The organism is Kocuria oceani, from assembly GCF_029524215.1.
GTDB lineage: Bacteria > Actinomycetota > Actinomycetes > Actinomycetales > Micrococcaceae > Kocuria > Kocuria oceani.
On record NZ_JARAMH010000005.1, the window covers coordinates 71,409 to 89,095 of the forward strand.

At 71.9% G+C, this 17,687-nt stretch carries 16 protein-coding genes; 5 read left to right on the plus strand and 11 right to left on the minus strand.

What is annotated here, in order from left to right; all coding sequences use genetic code 11:
• Positions 1–24: 24 nt before the first annotated feature.
• From pstB to pstS, 4 genes are all read right to left on the minus strand, one after another.
• The gene (gene pstB, locus PU704_RS07230) at positions 25–804 is read right to left on the minus strand and encodes a phosphate ABC transporter ATP-binding protein PstB (RefSeq protein ID WP_047805252.1); all 780 of its coding nucleotides are present in this window, start codon (positions 802–804) and stop codon (positions 25–27) included.
• Between the two features lie 55 nt (positions 805–859).
• The gene (gene pstA / locus PU704_RS07235; RefSeq protein ID WP_075871997.1) at positions 860–1,993 is read right to left on the minus strand and encodes a phosphate ABC transporter permease PstA; all 1,134 of its coding nucleotides are present in this window, start codon (positions 1,991–1,993) and stop codon (positions 860–862) included.
• Positions 1,993–2,928 (minus strand): phosphate ABC transporter permease subunit PstC, encoded by a 936-nt coding sequence (pstC, locus tag PU704_RS07240; protein WP_047805250.1) that lies wholly within the window; start codon positions 2,926–2,928, stop codon positions 1,993–1,995. The genes pstA and pstC overlap by 1 nt, the downstream gene beginning before the upstream one ends.
• A 174-nt stretch (positions 2,929–3,102) precedes the next feature.
• Positions 3,103–4,218, minus strand: coding sequence for a phosphate ABC transporter substrate-binding protein PstS (pstS, locus tag PU704_RS07245; RefSeq protein WP_277550839.1), 1,116 nt, complete (start codon positions 4,216–4,218; stop codon positions 3,103–3,105).
• Positions 4,219–4,521: 303 nt separating this feature from the next.
• Here pstS and PU704_RS07250 point away from each other — a divergent pair, with 303 nt between their 5' ends.
• Positions 4,522–5,670 carry an FUSC family protein gene (locus tag PU704_RS07250; RefSeq protein ID WP_277550840.1) on the plus strand — a complete coding sequence of 383 codons (1,149 nt, stop codon included), beginning with the start codon at positions 4,522–4,524 and terminating at the stop codon, positions 5,668–5,670.
• Between the two features lie 117 nt (positions 5,671–5,787).
• Here PU704_RS07250 and PU704_RS07255 read toward each other — a convergent pair whose 3' ends face one another.
• The 4 genes from PU704_RS07255 to arsB all read right to left on the minus strand — a co-directional run bounded on the left by PU704_RS07255 (position 5,788) and on the right by arsB (position 9,280).
• Positions 5,788–7,215 (minus strand): FAD-dependent oxidoreductase, encoded by a 1,428-nt coding sequence (locus tag PU704_RS07255; protein ID WP_277550841.1) that lies wholly within the window; start codon positions 7,213–7,215, stop codon positions 5,788–5,790.
• A gap of 14 nt (positions 7,216–7,229) precedes the next feature.
• A complete protein-coding gene (locus PU704_RS07260; protein ID WP_277550842.1) occupies positions 7,230–7,676 on the minus strand; it encodes an arsenate reductase ArsC in 447 nt (148 codons plus the stop codon).
• A 46-nt stretch (positions 7,677–7,722) separates the two neighbouring features.
• On the minus strand, positions 7,723–8,094 hold the full coding sequence (locus PU704_RS07265) for an arsenate-mycothiol transferase ArsC (RefSeq protein WP_277550952.1): 372 nt from the start codon (positions 8,092–8,094) through the stop codon (positions 7,723–7,725).
• A 91-nt stretch (positions 8,095–8,185) separates the two neighbouring features.
• Positions 8,186–9,280, minus strand: a complete 1,095-nt coding sequence (arsB, locus tag PU704_RS07270; RefSeq protein WP_277550843.1) for an ACR3 family arsenite efflux transporter — start codon at positions 9,278–9,280, stop codon at positions 8,186–8,188.
• 84 nt (positions 9,281–9,364) lie between these two features.
• Here arsB and PU704_RS07275 point away from each other — a divergent pair, with 84 nt between their 5' ends.
• The 3 genes from PU704_RS07275 to disA all read left to right on the plus strand — a co-directional run bounded on the left by PU704_RS07275 (position 9,365) and on the right by disA (position 12,331).
• Positions 9,365–9,739 carry an ArsR/SmtB family transcription factor gene (locus tag PU704_RS07275; protein ID WP_277550845.1) on the plus strand — a complete coding sequence of 125 codons (375 nt, stop codon included), beginning with the start codon at positions 9,365–9,367 and terminating at the stop codon, positions 9,737–9,739.
• Positions 9,740–9,819: 80 nt separating this feature from the next.
• Entirely contained in the window at positions 9,820–11,247 is a 1,428-nt protein-coding gene (gene radA / locus PU704_RS07280) for a DNA repair protein RadA (protein WP_075871992.1), read from the plus strand.
• A gap of 7 nt (positions 11,248–11,254) precedes the next feature.
• On the plus strand, positions 11,255–12,331 hold the full coding sequence (gene disA / locus PU704_RS07285) for a DNA integrity scanning diadenylate cyclase DisA (protein ID WP_047805261.1): 1,077 nt from the start codon (positions 11,255–11,257) through the stop codon (positions 12,329–12,331).
• A gap of 16 nt (positions 12,332–12,347) precedes the next feature.
• Here disA and PU704_RS07290 read toward each other — a convergent pair whose 3' ends face one another.
• Complete coding sequence (locus PU704_RS07290; RefSeq protein WP_277550846.1) at positions 12,348–13,082, minus strand: hypothetical protein; 735 nt, start codon at positions 13,080–13,082, stop codon at positions 12,348–12,350.
• 24 nt (positions 13,083–13,106) lie between these two features.
• Between PU704_RS07290 and PU704_RS07295 the strand changes: the two genes are divergently transcribed.
• Complete coding sequence (locus tag PU704_RS07295) at positions 13,107–14,081, plus strand: HhH-GPD family protein (RefSeq protein WP_277550847.1); 975 nt, start codon at positions 13,107–13,109, stop codon at positions 14,079–14,081.
• Here PU704_RS07295 and PU704_RS07300 read toward each other — a convergent pair.
• Both PU704_RS07300 and PU704_RS07305 read right to left on the minus strand, forming a co-directional pair.
• Entirely contained in the window at positions 14,065–14,589 is a 525-nt protein-coding gene (locus tag PU704_RS07300) for an amino-acid N-acetyltransferase (RefSeq protein ID WP_047805240.1), read from the minus strand. The genes PU704_RS07295 and PU704_RS07300 overlap by 17 nt on opposite strands.
• Before the next feature lie 130 nt (positions 14,590–14,719).
• Positions 14,720–17,284 carry an ATP-dependent Clp protease ATP-binding subunit gene (locus tag PU704_RS07305; protein ID WP_277550848.1) on the minus strand — a complete coding sequence of 855 codons (2,565 nt, stop codon included), beginning with the start codon at positions 17,282–17,284 and terminating at the stop codon, positions 14,720–14,722.
• Positions 17,285–17,687 lie beyond the last annotated feature (403 nt).

Below are 17,687 nucleotides of genomic sequence, written 5' to 3' on the forward strand. Positions count from 1 at the left end.
GCCCGTCCTCGTCGGCGCGTCGGCTCAGCCGAAGCGGCCGGAGACGTAGTCCTCGGTCTGCTGCTGCTTCGGGTTGGAGAAGATCTCCGAGGTGGGGCCGTACTCGATGAGCTTGCCGGGCTTGCCGGTGCCCTGGATGTTGAAGAACGCCGTCCGGTCCGAGATGCGGGAGGCCTGCTGCATGTTGTGGGTCACGATCACCACGGTGTAGTCCTGCTTGAGCTCGTTGATCAGGTCCTCGATCGCCAGGGTGGAGATCGGGTCCAGGGCGGATGCCGGCTCGTCCATGAGGATCACGTCCGGCTTCACCGCGATCGCCCGGGCGATGCACAGGCGCTGCTGCTGGCCGCCGGAGAGGCTGGAACCCGGCTTGTCGAGGCGGTCCTTGACCTCGTTCCACAGGTTGGCGCCCTGCAGGGAGCTCTCCACCAGCGCGTCGGCGTCCCCCCGGGAGATCCGCTTGCTGTTCAGCTTCACGCCCGCGAGCACGTTGTCCCGGATGGACATGGTGGGGAAGGGGTTCGGGCGCTGGAAGACCATGCCGATCATGGAGCGCACCACGACCGGGTCCACGCCCTGGCCGTAGAGGTCGTCGCCGTCGAGGAGCACCTGGCCCTCCGCGCGGGCACCGGGGATCACCTCGTGCATGCGGTTGAGGGTACGCAGGAAGGTCGACTTGCCGCAGCCGGACGGACCGATGAAGGCGGTCACCGACCGGGCGTCGATCCCCATGCTCACGTCCTCCACGGCCAGGAAATCGCCGTAGTAGACGTTCAGGTGGTCGACGTCGATTCGCTTGGACATGGTGTGTTCCTTGCTCTTTTCTTCGCAGAGGTGTGTGCAGAGGTGTGTGCGGAGCTCAGCGGCCGGCGGTCTTGGGGGCGAAGGCCCGGGCCACGAGACGGGCCACGAGGTTGAGCAGCATCACGATCAGGATCAGGATCAGCGCCGCCGCCCACGCCCGCTGCTGTGAGGGGTCGGGGCTCGTGGGGGACGTGGGGGTCATGATCTGGTAGTAGATGAACGTCGGCAGGGTGGTCATCCATCCCGAGAAGGAGTTCCAGTTGATGGCCGTGGCGAAGCCGGCGGTGACCAGCAGCGGGGCGGTCTCGCCGATCACGCGGGCGATCGCCAGCGTCACCCCGGACGCGATCCCGGAGATCGCGGTGGGGATGACGACCTTGAGAATGGTCCGCCACTTGCGCACGCCCAGGGCGTAGGCGGCCTCGCGCAGCTCGTTGGGGACGATCTTCAGCATCTCCTCGGTGTTCTTCACCACCGTGGGGATCATGAGCACGGTCAGGGCCACCGCGGCCACGAAGCCGAAGCGGGTGGACGGGCCGAGCAGCAGGCCGAACAGGGCCGCGGCGAACAAGCCGGCCACGATCGAGGGAATGCCGGTCATGACGTCGACGAAGAACGTGATGCTCTTGCCGAGCCAGCCGCCCTTCGAGTACTCGACGAGGTAGATGGCGGTCAGGAGCCCGATCGGCACCGACAGGAGGGTGGCCCAGAACGTGATCGAGACCGTCCCGACGATGGCGTGGTACGCCCCGCCCAGCACCGGGCTCTCCCCCGCGGCGGCGGCGTTGTCCGTGGCGCCGGTGACACCGTTCATGGACGTCAGCAGCAGGTTCGAGGTCAGACCGGGCAGCCCGTTGGCCAGCACCGTCCAGACCACGGAGATCAGCGGGATCACGGCCAGCACGAACGCCGTGTAGACCAGGTAGGTCATCAGGGAGTCCGCGCCGTTGCGCGGGCCCTCGACCGCCGTCACGGCGACCGGTGCGGCGATCAGGAACACCACGGCGGCCAGGACAGCCCACAGGGCCACGGAGAAGCCGAACAGCGCCGCGAGGGCCGCGCCCACCACCACGGCGGCCGCACCGATCGCGGGCACCAGCCATCCGGGCTTCTGGTTGCGGGTGAGCGTCGACCGGCGCGGCGAGGACGGACGCACGGGAGCGGGGTTGCGGAGGGCGGTGTTGAACATCAGTTGGCTCCCGAGAATTCCTTGTAGCGGGCGACGATGGCGCGGGCGATCATGTTCACGACCAAGGTGATCACGAACAGGATCAGGCCGGCCGCGATGAGCTCGGACAGGCGGAGGCCGTAGGCCTCCGGGAAGTTCAGGGCGATCTCCGCCGCAATGGTCTGGTTGCCGGACTGGACCAGGGACGTGGTGAGCGGGCCGCTGGAGAGCACCAGGGCCACCGCCATGGTCTCCCCGAGGGCCCGGCCCAGCGCGAGCATCACGGCCGAGACGATGCCCGGACGGGCGAACGGGAGCACCGTCATCCGGATCATCTCCCACCGGGTGGCGCCGAGGGCCAGTGCGGCCTCCTCGTGCAGCTTGGGCGTCTGGACGAACAGCTCGCGCGACATCGCCGTGATGATCGGCAGGATCATGATCGCCAGCACCACACCGGCCGTGAGCATCGTCTTGCCGGTCTGGGAGGGCGGGCCGGCGAAGAAGGGGATGAACCCCAGGTTGCCGGAGAGCCAGGCGTAGAAGGGCACCATCGACGAGGCGAGCACCGTGGTGCCCCAGGCCCCGTAGATCACCGAGGGGATCGCCGCCAGCAGGTCGATGACGTAGCCCACGGGCTTGGCGATCCGCGCCGGCGCGTAGTGGGAGATGTACAGCGCCACAAGCACCCCGATCGGGGTCGCGATCACCAGGGCGATGACGGCGGCCACCACGGTGCCGATGACCATGGGCCAGATGTAGGACCAGAAGCCGGCGCCGCCGGAGACGTCCTCCGCGGGCGCCTGGAAGGTGGGCAGCGCCTGCAGGAACAGGAACAGGGCCACGGCGGCGAGGACCGCGAGGATCAGCACGCCGGCCCCGAGGCTGAGCCCGGAGAAGATCGAGTCGCCGGCCCTGCCGCCGGAGGCGGTCTTCCTGGCGGTGACGGTGGTGGACATGTCGGGTGCCCCTTCGATTGCCTGACACGGGTCGCACCGGGACGGGGTTGTGCCCCGGCGCCTGGGTCCGGTGACGCTCCTCACGGCGGAGGCGCCTCACACACAAATGTCCCGTTCGGCGCGAGCACGGGCCACGGGCCCGGGCCCGCACCGAACGGGACCAGCAGAACTGGATCAGCCGGCGACCGTGATCTGGTCGATCGCCTCCTGCGCGGAGCTGCGCAGGTTCTCGGACATCGGGGCCGAGCCGGCGGCGTCGGCCGCGGCCTGCTGCCCCTCCTCGCTGATGACGTACGAGCCGAACGCCTTGGCGAGGTCAGCGGTCTCCTGAGAATCGTACTGCGAGCAGTACAGGTGGAAGGACACGAGCACGATCGGGTAGGCCCCGGACTCGGTGGTGTCGCGCTCGAGGTCCATCGCCATGTCATACTCGGCGCGCCCCTCGACGGGGGTGGAGTTCTCCACCGCAGTGGCGGCGGCCTCGGCGGAGTACGGGACGTACTCCTCGCCCACGCCCACTGCCACGGTGCCGAGGTCACCCACGGCAGAGGCGTCGGCGTAGGTGATCGCGCCCTCGGTGGAGCTGGTGGACTGCACCACCCCGGCGGTGCCCTTGTTGTTCTCGGCGGCCCACTGCGAGGGCCAGTTGCCCGAGACCTCCTCGGTCCACACGTCGGGGGCGGCCGCGGCCAGGTACTCCTGGAAGTTCTCCGTGGTGCCGGACTCGTCGTTGCGGTGCACCACGGTGATCGGGGTGTCCGGCAGGTCGGCGTCCGGGTTGAGCTCGGCGATCGCCGGGTCGTTCCAGGTGTCGATCTCCCCGGTGAAGACCTGCGCGATGGTGGGCCCGTCCATGTTCACGGTCTCCACGCCGGGCAGGTTGAAGGCCACCGCGATCGGGGAGATGTAGGCCGGGATGTGGAAGCCGCCGTCGGGCCCGCAGACCTCCTTGGACGCCTCGTACTCCTCCTCGTCGAGGTAGGCGTCGGTGCCGGCGAAGTCGGCACCGCCGGCGACGAAGGCCTCCCGGCCGGCGCCGGAGCCGTCCGGGGAGTACTGCACCTGGGCCTCGGGGTTGGCGCTCTGGAAGCCGTTCTGCCAGGCGGTCATCGCGGCCTGCTGGGAGGACGCGCCGATGCCGGTGAGCGTGCCGGACACTCCGGCGCCCGCGGCCGAGGACTCGCCCGAGCCGGTCGCTTCGCCCGTCGCGTTGTCGGAACCGCACGCGGTGAGTGCGAGCGAGCCGATGGCCAGGACGGCCGCGGAACGGCCGAGGTGGGAAACCTTCACTTGATAGCCCCTTCAGATCACAGTTGCGCCCCGTCGAGGGGCCGTCGTCCAGCGTGGCTCCGGATGTCGTCGGAGCCGGTGCGAGAGGCGGATCTGCGGTCGTCCCGCGGACCTCTCACCGGGAGACCTTAGGGAGCGCAGGTAGCCAGATTGGCCCGCGAAGGTGAACGGAGGGTGAACACAGGCCCCGAGGGCAGGGCAGGGTCGCGCAACTCACACCGGGGACCTGCCCGGTGCCGTGAAGGGGCGCGGGAGCGGAGCCGGCCCGCCGGAGGTCCCCGGCCGCTCCCCTAGGATGGACCCATGCAGCCAGGCGACCGTGCGCGAGCCGCGGCCCGTGCGGTGCGCAGCCGCACCAGGGTCGGCCTGACGCGGGTCCGCACGGGTCTGCTGCAGAGCTTCCAGATCACGGTCGCGAGCGTCGGGGCCTACGTGATCGCCGAGCGGCTCCTGGGCCACTCCGGACCGATCTTCGCCGCCACCGCGGCCCTGGTGGCCCTGGGCTTCGCCAAGGACGGACTGCGCTACCGGCGTGTGCTCGAGGTCTCGATCGGCTGCACCCTCGGCATCGCCGTGGGGGACACGCTGATCCACGTCCTGGGCACCGGGGTGTGGCAGGCCGCGGTGGTGCTCATGACCTCGATCCTGCTCGCCCGCTTCCTGGACAACGGCACGCTGTTCACCACGCAGATGGGCCTGCAGGCCGTGCTCGTGGTCCTGCTCCCGCCCTCCCAGGACGGCGTGTTCGCCCGTTCCACCGACGCCGTCGTGGGCGGGGCCTGCGCCCTGGCCATGGCCTACTTCGTGCCCACGGACCCGCGGCGGCAGCCGCGCCAGGACCTGCGGGCCCTGGTCGACGAGTTCTCCGGGGTGCTGCGGGAGGCCGGCCGCGCCGTCGAGGACTACGACGCCACCGCCGCCTGGCACGCCCTCGTGCGCTCCCGCCAGACCCAGCCGCTCGTGGACTCGGTGACCTCCGGGCTGAAGTCCGCCGTGGAGATCGCGACGGCCTCCCCGCTGTACCGCAGCCGCCGCGCGGAGATCGAGACCATCGGGCGCTCCATCCGCTATCTCGACCTCGCCGTGCGCAACGCCCGGGTGCTCACCCGCCGGCTCGCCTCGGTGCTCAACCACGTGACCCTCTCGGACGAGGCCGTGGCCGCCCTGACCGACGCCCTCGACGACCTCGCGGACGCGGTCAGCACCCTGGGCAACGCGCTGGCGGTGGCCGCCCCCGGGTCCCGGGAGAGCTACCTGCGCCAGGCCCGCAACGAGCTGGCGAACGTGGCCGGGCGGCTGCACCCGCGCGAGATGGGGGTGCGGACGATGGAGGGCGAGACCCTGGTGCTGGACATGCGGCCGATGGTCGTGGACCTGCTCGAGGCGGCCGGCATGACCCACGAGGAGGCTCGCGACCAGCTCCCCCGGCTGGAGGGCTGGGACCGCGCCTGAGCAGCACTCCGGCCGGCGCGGGCCGCCCCGTCACGGCCGGGACCGGAGGGCACGCACCCGGACCTCGACGGCCGCGAGCGACGGCCGCGGGCGGCGCCGGTTGGCAGGCGGGCCGGCTCAGCAGCAGGACGAGGACAGCAGCGGCAGCGGGGCACGCTCGAGAGCCACCGGCTGCGGGGTCGAGCAGCAGGCCTCGGCCGGCTCCTCGGCGGCCTGCGGGGCGCAGCAGCCCTGCTCCTCGCCGCTGTCGCCCGCGGGCCCGAGGGCCGGCAGGTCGCAGGACCCACCCAGATCGGTGGAGCACACCCCGGTCTCGGGCAGGACCAGCTGCACGTCGTCGGCGGCTTCCCGGTCCCCGGCCAGGGCGGCGGCGACGGAGCGGACCTGCTCGTAGCCGGTGGCCAGGAGGAAGGTGGGGGCACGTCCGTAGGACTTCGTGCCCACGATGTAGAAGCCGGCCTCGGGGTGGGCCAGCAGCTTCTCCCCGTGCGGGGCCACGGATCCGCAGGAATGGAACTCCGGGTCGATCAGCGGTCCCAGCCGGCGGGGGGCGTCGACGGCCGGGTCCAGCTCCAGGCGCAGCTCCGAGAGCATCGCGAGGTCGGGGCGGAAGCCGGTGGCCGGCACCAGCAGATCCACGCTGAGTTCTTCGTCCCCGGTGGGGGTGGTGGCCCGGACGCTCAACCTGCCAGCGGTCGAGGTGAAGCCGGTGACGGTGAAGGAGGTGTGCACTTCGATCACGCCGGATTCCACGAGGTGGCGCAGCCGGGTGCCCAGCGCGCCCCGGGCGGCCAGTTCGTCGCGGTCCTCCCCGCCGTAGACCCGAGTGACGTCGGCGGAGCGCACGGCCCAGGAGATCCGGGTGCCTGGCTCGGTCTCGGCCAGGGCGCCGAGCTCGAGCAGGGTGTTGGCCGCGGAGTGCCCGGCCCCCACGACGAGCACGTGGCGGCCGGAGAAACGGTGCCGGTCCCGGCCGGTGACGTCGGGCAGCGGGGCGGTGATCCGCCCGGCGGTCACGGCCTCGGCCTCGCCGGGGGCGGGTAGCCCGGCTTGGCCCAGCGGGTTGGGCGTCGCCCAGGTGCCGGAGGCGTCGATCACCGCCGACGCCTCGACGTCCTCCACCGCACCATCGGTGCGCTGGAGGCGCACCAGGAACGGGGTGGACTCCCGGTTGGCGGTGTGGGTCTTGTCCATCCCCGCCCGGGACACGGCCACCGCCCGGGCGCCGGTGCGGATCCGTTCCGCCAGGACGGCCGCGAGGGGCTCCAGGTACTGCTCCACCAGCTCGGCGCCGGTCGGCAGCGCCTCGGGGTCCGGGGCGGTCCAGCCGGTGCCGGCCAGCAGACGGGCGGCGGCCGCGTCGACGTCGTAGCGCCACGGGGAGAACAGGGGGGTGTGGCCCCAGTCGCGGATCGCCGCCCCCGCCCGGGGGCCGGCCTCGAGGACCAGCGGGGTCAGGCCGCGCTCGAGCAGGTGCGCGGCGGCGGCCAGCCCGACGGGCCCGGCGCCGATCACGACGACGGGCAGATCGATGCTCCCGGTCATGTTCTGCGGACCTCTCACTCGGCGGTGCCGGCCGGCAGCAGCTCGGAGACCAGGGTCTGGACGCGGGTCCTGATCTCGTCGCGGATGGGCCGCACGGCCTCCACACCCTTGCCGGCCGGGTCCTCCAGGGCCCAGTCCTCGTACCACTTGCCCGGATGGAACGGGCAGGCGTCCCCGCAGCCCATGGTGATCACCACGTCGGAGCCCTGCACCGCCTGGTCGGTGAGGATCTTCGGGGTCTGGGCGCTCAGGTCGATGCCCTCCTCGGCCATGGCCTCCACGGCGGCCGGGTTCACCGCGTCGGCCGGGGCGGAGCCGGCCGAGCGGACCTCGATGCGGCCTCCGGAGAGATGGGTCAGGTAGGCGGCGGCCATCTGGGACCGCCCGGCGTTGTGCACGCACACGAACAGGACGGAGGGCTTGTCCGTGGTCTCGGCCGCGGACGTGGGGTCGGTGCTCATGGGGTGATCCGTTCTGTCGGACGGGGAAAGAGGTGAGGGGGACGGTTCAGGCGTGCGTGCCGTCGGTGAGCTCGGTGAGCAGCCGCTGCACGCGGGTGTCGATGTCGTCGCGGACCAGGCGCATCCGCTCGACACCCTCGATCCCTCGGGTGGAGGGCTCGTCGGTGTGCCAGGTCTCGATGGTGCCGGCCATGCCCGCGACGGGCTCGACCTTCGCCTCGTCGCCCAGGACCACGACCCGGTCCACGGAGCGCAGCAGCTCGGGGTCGATGGGCTTCGGGGTGCCGGAGGACATGTCGGCCCCGACCTCGGCGACGACCTCGGCGGACAGTGCGTTGATCGTGCTGCCCGGCGTGGTGCCGGCGGAGTGGACCTCCACAGCACCCGCGGCGTGGTGGTCCATGAGGGCGGCGGCCATCTGGGACTTGCCGCCGTTCTTGGCGCAGACGAACAGGACGGAGGGCTTGGTGGTCTCGGTGCTCAACTGGTGCTCCTGGAAGGTCGCGGGGTCAGCGGGTGGGGACGGTACGGTCACCGGGGAAGAGCTTCCGCCCGGCCCAAAGGGACACGTAGACCAGCGCCACGAGCACGGGCACCTCGATCAGCGGGCCGACCACTCCGGCGAGGGCCTGTCCGGAGGTCACCCCGAAGGTGCCGATGGCCACGGCGATGGCCAGCTCGAAGTTGTTGCCGGCGGCGGTGAAGGCCACGGTGGTGGACTTCGCGTAGTTCAGCCCCAGGGCGCGGGAGACGAGCAGCCCGATGCCGAACATGAGGAAGAAGTAGACCAGCAGCGGCCACGCGATGCGCACCACGTCCCAGGGGTTCGAGGTGATCGCGTCGCCCTGCAGGGCGAAGAGCAGCACGATGGTGAACAGCAGCCCGTACAGGGCCCAGAGACCGAGCTTCGGCAGGAACGTGCCCTCGTACCAGTCGCGGCCCTGGGCCTTCTCGCCGAGGGTGCGGGTGAGGAACCCGGCCACCAGCGGGATGCCCAGGAAGACCAGCACGGAGACGACGATGGACCAGACCGAGAACTCCGCCGACGTCGTTGGCAGGCCCAGCCAGGACGGCAGGACCTGGAGGTAGAACCAGCCCAGGGCGCCGAAGGCGATGACCTGGAAGACGGAGTTGACCGCCACCAGCACGGCCGCCGCCTCCCGGTCCCCGCAGGCCAGGTCGTTCCAGATCAGCACCATGGCGATGCACCGGGCCAGGCCCACGATGATCAGCCCGGTGCGGTACTCCGGCAGGTCGGGCAGGAAGATCCAGGCCAGGGCGAACATCAGCGCGGGCCCGACGATCCAGTTCAGCGCCAAGGAGGCGCCCATCAGCCGCCGGTCGCCGGCCACGCGGTGGGTCTCGTCGTAGCGGACCTTGGCGAGCACCGGGTACATCATCACCAGCAGCCCGATCGCGATGGGCACGGACACCTCGCCCACCCTCACCGCCTCCAGGGCGGTGTCCAGCCCCGGCACGAACCGGCCGAGCAGGAGGCCGGCGAGCATCGCGGCGATGATCCAGGCGGGCAACCAGCGGTCGAGGAAGGACAGGTCCTTCATCACCCCCTGGGAGGCGGCGGGGGCGGTGGCGGTGTTGCTCATGGGCGGGTCCGGTCCTTCATATCGACGACGATCTATCGGTCACCCTAAGGAACATATTGACACACGTCAATGTAGAGTGGGGGGATGACTGCCGCACCGGATCTTCAGGCCGCCGCTGCCGATCAGTGCGTCCCCCGCACGACGGGCACGGAGTGCTGCTCGCTCTCGGGCGGGCCCATGACCCCCGACGACGCCCAGCGGATCGCCGGCCGGCTCAAGGCCCTGTCCGACCCCACCCGCCTGCGGCTGCTCTCGCACGTGGCGGCGCAGGGCTGCAGCGCGGTCTGCGTGTGCGACCTGACCGCGGTGGTGGACATCAGCCAGCCCACGGTGAGCCACCACATGAAGAGGCTCGTCGACGCCGGGCTGGTCACCCGCGAGCAGCGCGGCAAGTGGGCCCACTACTCCGTGGTCCCCGAGGCCTTCGCCGAGCTCCGCTCCTTCCTCGACCTGGGCTGAGCCGGCGCCGAGGCCGGCGCTGCGCCGTCCGCTGAGGCCATCCGCTTAGGCCGTCCGCCGCGGCCGATAGCCTGGTCGCCATGAGCACCCGCACCCGCCGCAACTCCCCCGCCTACCGCTGCACCGAGTGCGGCTGGAGCACGGCCAAGTGGGTGGGCCGGTGCGGGGAGTGCCAGGCGTGGGGCACGGTCGAGGAGATCGGCGAGCACAAGGCCCGCACCACTGCGGCACGCTCCATCGCCGAGCCCGCCCGGCCCATCGCCCAGGTCGACGCCACCGTCGCGACGTCGGCGCCCACCGGCGTGCCGGAGCTGGACCGGGTCCTCGGCGGCGGCCTCGTGCCCGGGGCGGTCGTCCTGATGGCCGGGGAGCCGGGGGTCGGGAAGTCGACACTGCTGCTCGACGTCGCCGCCCGCTTCGCCGAGGGCGCCGGCACGGGGACCCGCGACGTCCTCTACGTCACCGGCGAGGAGTCCGCCGCGCAGGTGAAGCTGCGCGCGGACCGGATCGGCGCCGTCGCCCCCACCCTCTTCCTGACCGCGGAGACGGATCTCGCCACCGCCCTGGGCCACATCGAGACGATCTCGCCCCGCCTGCTCGTGGTCGACTCCGTGCAGACGCTGGCCAGCGCCGAGGTCGAGGGCTCCGCCGGCGGGGTCACGCAGGTGCGCGAGGTCGCGGCCTCCCTCATCGCCGCGGCCAAGAAGCGGAACATGACCACCCTGCTCGTCGGCCACGTCACCAAGGACGGCTCCATCGCCGGCCCCCGGCTGCTGGAGCACCTCGTGGACGTGGTGTGCCAGTTCGAGGGCGAGAAGCACTCCCGGATCCGGCTGCTGCGGGCGGTGAAGAACCGCTACGGGCCCACCGACGAGGTCGGCTGCTTCGACCTCACCGAGACCGGCATCACGAGCGTCGAGGACCCCTCTGGCCTGTTCGTCTCCCGCACGGCCATGCCGGTCTCCGGGACGTGCCTGACCGTCACGCTCGAGGGCCGCCGCCCCCTCCTCGCCGAGGTGCAGGCGCTGCTGGACCGCTCCGCCACCGCGCAGCCCCGGCGTGCCACGGCCGGACTGGACTCCTCGCGCGTGGCGATGCTGCTCGCCGTCCTGCAGCGCCGGGCCGGGGTGAACCTGGCCGGGCTGGACTGCTACGTCTCCACGGTCGGCGGGGTCAAGCTCACGGAGCCCTCCACCGATCTCGCCGTGGCCATGGCCCTGGCCTCCGCCGCGCAGGACCGGCCCCTCCCCCAGCGGCTCGTGTGCTTCGGGGAGGTCGGCCTGGCCGGCGAGGTGCGGCCCGTCCCGGGCATCGGCCGCCGCATCCAGGAGGTCGCCCGGCTCGGCTTCACCCACGCGGTGGTGCCGGCCAGCTCGACCGGACCGGGTGCGGTCCCGGCCGGCTTCACCGTGCGGGAGGTGACCACGATCACCGAGGCCATGGAGCTGCTCTTCCCCCGGTCGGGCGCCGGTTCCGGGCAGAAGCGGCAGACCGCCGCGGCCGTATGATGTGACCGTGGCGAAGACCCCTGAGAACGCACTGCGCAAGACGCTGGCCCGCATCGCACCGGGCACCGAGCTGCGCACCGGTCTCGAACGGATCCTGCGCGGCCGCACCGGTGGCCTGCTGGTGCTGGGCTTCGACCGGTCCGTGGAGGCGATCTGCTCCGGGGGCTTCGACATCAACACCGACTTCTCCGCGCCCAAGCTGCGGGAACTGGCCAAGATGGACGGCGCCATCATCTGCGACCGGGACGCCACCCGCATCCTCAAGGCCGGGGTGCAGCTCGTGCCGGACGCCTCGATCGACACCAGCGAGTCCGGCACCCGGCACCGCTCGGCGGAGCGCACCGCCAAGGAGACCGGGGTCCCGGTGATCTCGGTGAGCCAGTCGATGAGCGTCATCACCATCTACGTGGGCGAGACCCGCTACGCGATCGAGGGCTCCCAGTCGATCATGGCCCGCGCCAACCAGGCGCTGCAGACGCTGGAGCACTACAGCAACCGCATGGAGCAGGTCCTCGGCAACCTCTCCTCGCTGGAGATCGAGGCGTCCGTGACCGTGCGGGACGTGGCGCTGACCCTGCAGCGCATGGAGATGGTGCGGCGGATCTCCTCCGAGATCGGCTGGTACGTCCTCGAGCTGGGCGTGGACGGCCGGCTCATCGCCCTGCAGCTCGAGGAGCTGACCGCGGGCACGGGCCCGGGGCCCGACGTCGTGCTGCGGGACTACCTGCCCGACGACACTCCGGCGGAGGGCATCGACCAGGGACTGGAGAGCCTCGCGGAGCTCACCCCGGCGGAGCTCATCGACCTCCAGCGGATCGCGGTGTCGGTGGGGCTGATCGAGCCGCAGGGCAGCCTGGAGACGGACCTGCACCCGCACGGCTACCGGCTGCTGGAGGGCATCAAGTCGATGCCGCGGGCGGTGGCCAACCGCCTGGTGCGCCAGTTCGACGGGCTGCAGTCCCTCATGGCCGCCAACCTCGAGGACCTCAAGGCGGTGGAGGGCATCGGCGAGCAGCGGGCCCGCACGGTCCGCGAGTCGCTCTCGAGGATGGCCGAGACGAGCCTGCTCGAACGCTTCATGTGAGCCGGGCGCGGCCCGCTCACTCCAGGACGAACGCCGCCGGCTCGCTCGTGCGCTCCCCGAGGGAGACCAGCAGACGGTAGTACCCGGGCTGGGCCTCGCCGCCCGCCTCCGCGCAGCCCTCGGCGGTGCGCCGGCGGTTCCACGTCAGCCGGGCGCTCTCCTCCTGCCCCGGTTCGAGGGTGCGCTCGGCGTCCTCCGAGCCGGCCTGGCAGTGCCGGCTGTCGAAGACGGTGTCGGCGCCCGAGCTCACCTCGTAGACCATCTGCGAGGTCCCGGCGTTGACCGTGCAGGGATCGTCCCCCGTGTTCTCCAGGGTGAGCACCAGCACGGGCTCCTCCCCCGCTCGATAGCTCTCCCGGTCCGTGGACGCCCGCACGGCCAGGTCGGCCCCGCACTCCTCGACCGGTGCCTCCGTGGCGGCCGCCGACGCGGAGGCGGAGGGGCTCTCGTCGGGCCGCGGCGTGAAGTCGGCGAAGGGCTCCTGGGAGACCGTGGGAGCGGCGCTGGCCGCCGCCGGGGCGGGGGCGGCCTCCGGCTCGCCGGAGCCGAGCATGGCCACGACCGCCGCGCCGATCCCCACGGCCACGAGCAGCAGCAGCACGCCCGCCGCGACCGCGGCGACGATCCGCCGGCGCCGGTAGACCTCGGGGCTCACCCGCCGCGGGTCGGAGGTGCGAGGAGCCCGTCCGTCGTCGTCGTGACCGTTTCCCGACCGTCCGTGGGGGGTGCTCCCGGAACCCTTCTGCGCCATGCCACCAAGGCTACAGTGGGTGCGATGAGCTCCCGTCCCGCCCCCGCCCCCGCCGTGCACCCCGGTCTGCCGGACCTGCACCGCGCCGTGACCGGCTGGTTCGACGTCGCCGCCCGGGACCTCCCGTGGCGGGACCCGGACTGCTCCCCGTGGGGCGTCATGGTCAGCGAGTTCATGCTCCAACAGACGCCCGTGGCACGCGTGCTGCCGGTGTGGCGGGCCTGGCTGCAGCGCTGGCCGCGCCCGGCCGACCTCGCGGCCGCGAGCACCGGCGAGGCGGTGCGGGCCTGGGGCCGGCTGGGCTATCCGCGGCGGGCCCTGCGCCTGCACGCGGCCGCGGCCGAGATCACCGAGCGCCACGGCGGGCGCGTCCCGGCGGGGCACGACGAGCTGCTGGCCCTGCCCGGCGTGGGCGCCTACACCGCCGCCGCGATCGCGGTGTTCGCCTTCGGGGACCGGCAGGTGGTCGTGGACACCAACATCCGCCGCGTGCAGGCCCGTGTGGTCTCGGGACGGGGCCTGCCGTCCCGCTCCCTGACGGCCGCGGAGACCCGGCTCGCCGAGCAGCTGATGCCGGAGGAGGACGCCCTCGCCGTGCGCTGGAACCAGGCGGTGATGGAGCTCGGCGCGGTGATCTGCACCGCCCGCTCACCGCGCTGCGAGCAGTGCCCCGTGCGGCACGCGTGCGCGTGGGTCGCCGCGGGCCGTCCCGAGCCGGCGGAGGCCCCCCGCGGGCAGAGCTGGCACGGCACGGACCGCCAGGTCCGCGGCGCCGTGCTCGCCGTGCTGCGGGCCGGGCGCGACCCCGTGCCGGAACCGCACCTGACCGGACCGGTGGACGTCGCCCCGGGCACCGTGCCGGCGCCCGAGGTGCTGCGCGCCCTGGACGCCCTGCACGGTCTGGGCGCCCCGGAGGAGCAGCGCCGCCGTGCCCTGGACGGGCTGGTCCAGGACGGGCTGGCGGCGCGCGGCCCCGCGGGGATCAGCCTTCCGGGCTGAGCTCGAGGATCATCCGGGTGTTGCCGAGCGTGTTCGGCTTCACCCGCGCCAGGTCGAGGTACTCGGCCACGCCCTCGTCGTGGGAGCGCATCAGCTCGGCGAAGACGTCCGGGTCCAGCTGCTGCTGGTTGGGCATCACCTCGAAGCCGTACCGGCGGAAGAAGTCCACCTCGAAGGTCAGGCAGAACACCCGGGAGACCCCCACGGCCCGGGCCCGCTCGATGAGACCCGCCAGCAGGGCGCGTCCCACTCCGCGCCCGCGCCAGGCGTCGGAGGTGGCCAGGGTCCGGACCTCGCCGAGGTCCTCCCACATCACGTGCAGGGCCCCGCAGCCGACGAGACGCCCCGGGGTCCCGGCGTCCTCGGCGACGAGGAACTCCTGGATGCCCTCGTAGTAGGCGACCGTGTCCTTGTTGATCAGCACCCCGGCCCGGGCCAGCGGGGCCACCAGCTCCTTGATCGCGGGGACGTCGGAGGTGCGGGCGGGTCGCAGGCGCAGTTCGGTCACGCGGCAAGTGTACGCTCGCTAACTCCGCAGGCCGCGGGGCATGTCGCCCCGAGACCGCCCGCACTTCGGGGGACGCGGAAGGGCCCGCCGCGCAGCTGCGCGGCGGGCCCTTCCGTACGGCGGGAGAGGCTCAGCCCTCGGCGCCGTGCTCCCCGTCCCCGCGGACGACCTCGACGTCCTCGAAGCCGCCCATCGGGTCGACCATCCCGTCGCCGGTCAGGTCGTACATCGGGGTGGAGGAGAAGGTGAGGACCTGCTGGTCGCCCTCCCCCTCGGTGCCCACGGTGATCTTCTCCCCGGAGCTGATCTCCCCGAAGAGGATCTTCTCCGAGAGCCGGTCCTCGATCTCCCGCTGCATGGTGCGGCGCAGCGGCCGGGCACCCATCGCCGGGTCGTAGCCGCGGCGGCTGACCCACACCTTGGCGGCGTCGGTGAGCTCGATCGACATGCCCTGGTCCCGCAGCCGCTCCTGCAGCCGGGCCACGAAGAGGTCCACGATCTGGACGATCTCCGACTCAGTCAGCTGCGGGAAGACGATGATCTCGTCCACGCGGTTGAGGAACTCGGGGCGGAAGTGCTCCTTGAGCTCGTCCTGGACCTTGGCCTGCATCCGCTCGTAGCTGGAGGCGGAGTCCACCCCGGTCTGGAAGCCCACGGGCACGGCCCGCGAGATGTCCTTGGTGCCCAGGTTCGTGGTCATGATGATCACGGTGTTCTTGAAGTCCACCACGCGGCCCTGCGAGTCGGTCAGCCGGCCGTCCTCGAGGATCTGCAGCAGGGAGTTGAACAGGTCCTGGTGGGCCTTCTCGACCTCGTCGAAGAGCACCACGGAGAACGGCTTGCGGCGCACCTTCTCGGTGAGCTGCCCGCCCTCCTCGTAGCCCACGTAGCCGGGAGGGGCCCCGAACAGGCGCGAGACGGTGTGCTTCTCCTGGTACTCGGACATGTCCAGGGTGATGAGGGCGTCCTCGTCCCCGAACAGGAACTCCGCGAGCGCCTTCGCGAGCTCGGTCTTGCCCACGCCGGTGGGGCCGGCGAAGATGAACGAGCCGCCGGGACGCTTCGGGTCCTTCAGGCCGGCGCGGGTGCGCCGCATCGAGCGGGACAGCGCCTTGATGGCGTCGTCCTGGCCGATGATGCGCTTGTGCAGCTCGTCCTCCATGTGCAGGAGACGGCCCGTCTCCTCCTCGGTGAGCTTGTACACGGGCACCCCGGTGGAGGCGGAGAGCACGTCGGAGATGACCTCGGGGGTCACCTCGGCGAGCTCGTCACCGCCCTCGCGCCAGGCCCGGTCCTTGTCGTCGCGCTCGGCGATGAGCTTCTGCTCGGTGTCGCGCAGCGAGGCGGCCTTCTCGTAGTCCTGGCCGTCGATGGCGGCCTCCTTGAGCCGCTTCACCTCAATGATGCGGTCGTCGAGCTCCTTGATCTCCGGCGGAGCGGTCATCCGCTTGATCCGCAGCCGGGCGCCGGCCTCGTCGATCAGGTCGATCGCCTTGTCCGGGAGGAAGCGGTCGGAGATGTACCGGGCCGCCAGGTGGACGGCGGCCTCGAGGGCCTCGTCCGAGATGGAGACGCGGTGGTGGGCCTCGTACTTGTCGCGCAGGCCCTTGAGGATCTCCACGGCGTGCGCCTCGGAGGGCTCGTCCACCTGGATCGGCTGGAAGCGGCGCTCCAGGGCGGCGTCCTTCTCGATGTGCTTGCGGTACTCGTCGAGCGTGGTCGCACCGATGGTCTGCAGCTCCCCGCGGGCGAGCATGGGCTTCAGGATCGACGCGGCGTCGATCGCGCCCTCGGCCGCGCCGGCGCCGACGAGGGTGTGGATCTCGTCGATGAACAGGATGATGTCCCCGCGGGTGCGGATCTCCTTGAGCACCTTCTTGAGCCGCTCCTCGAAGTCACCGCGGTAGCGGGAGCCCGCCACGAGGGAGCCGAGGTCCAGGGTGTAGAGGTGCTTGTCCTTGAGGGTCTCGGGGACGTCGCCGCGCACGATGGCCTGGGCCAGGCCCTCGACCACCGCGGTCTTGCCGACGCCGGGCTCGCCGATCAGCACCGGGTTGTTCTTGGTGCGCCGGGAGAGGATCTGCATCACGCGCTCCATCTCGCGGAAGCGCCCGATGACCGGGTCCAGCTTGCCCTCGCGGGCGGCCGCGGTGAGGTTGCGGCCGAACTGGTCCAGCACCGCCGACCCGGCGGGGGTGCCCTCGGACTGCCCGGCCGAGCGCACGCCGGCGCCCTCCTTCTCGGGGGTCCCGCCGCCCTGGTAGCCGGAGATCAGCTCCAGCACGGTGGAGCGCACCTTCTGCGGCTCCGCGCCGAGCTTGGTCAGCACCTGCGCGGCCACGCCCTCGCCGGCGCGGATGATGCCCAGCAGGATGTGCTCGGTGCCGATGTAGTTGTGGCCGAGCTGGAGGGCCTCGCGCAGGGAGAGCTCGAGGACCTTCTTGGCGCGCGGGGTGAATGGGATGTGCCCGGACGGGGCCTGCTGGCCCGGGCCGATGATGTCCTGGACCTGCTCGCGGGCGCCGGTGAGGGTGATGCCCATCGAGTCGAGCGCCTTGGCGGCCACTCCCTCGCCCTCGTGGATCAGCCCGAGCAGCAGGTGCTCGGTGCCGATGTAGTTGTGGTTGAGCATCCTGGCCTCTTCCTGGGCCAGCACCACGACCCGGCGGGCGCGGTCGGTGAAGCGTTCGAACATGGATACTCCTCAGTCGATGTCTGCAGACGATGCTACGCACCCGGGAGCCCGATCGGGGGGCTGTTCGCCACCGGCGAGACGGCCCGCCGGCACGGGTCCGGCCCGCGCCGCGGAAAAGGCCCGGCCGATATCGGCATTTGCGTCCGCACCACCGAAAGCGCAGGTCACCGACGCAATTACGGCGCCCGTGCCCCCGCACCGGCCCCCGGCTATTCCGGCGGCAGGGCGGGATCCGTGCGCGGAAATATCCCCGGCCCGGCGCAGAACGGACGCGGTGCCCGCAGAACGCGCCCGCAGGGAATGCCGCCGGAGAGCTGCCGGAGTTAGAGCAGGGTTATGGCGGTGTTATGGCGGGGCCGTGGCGGAACTCCGGCCGAACACAAAAGGAGGGGCCGGAATCCCG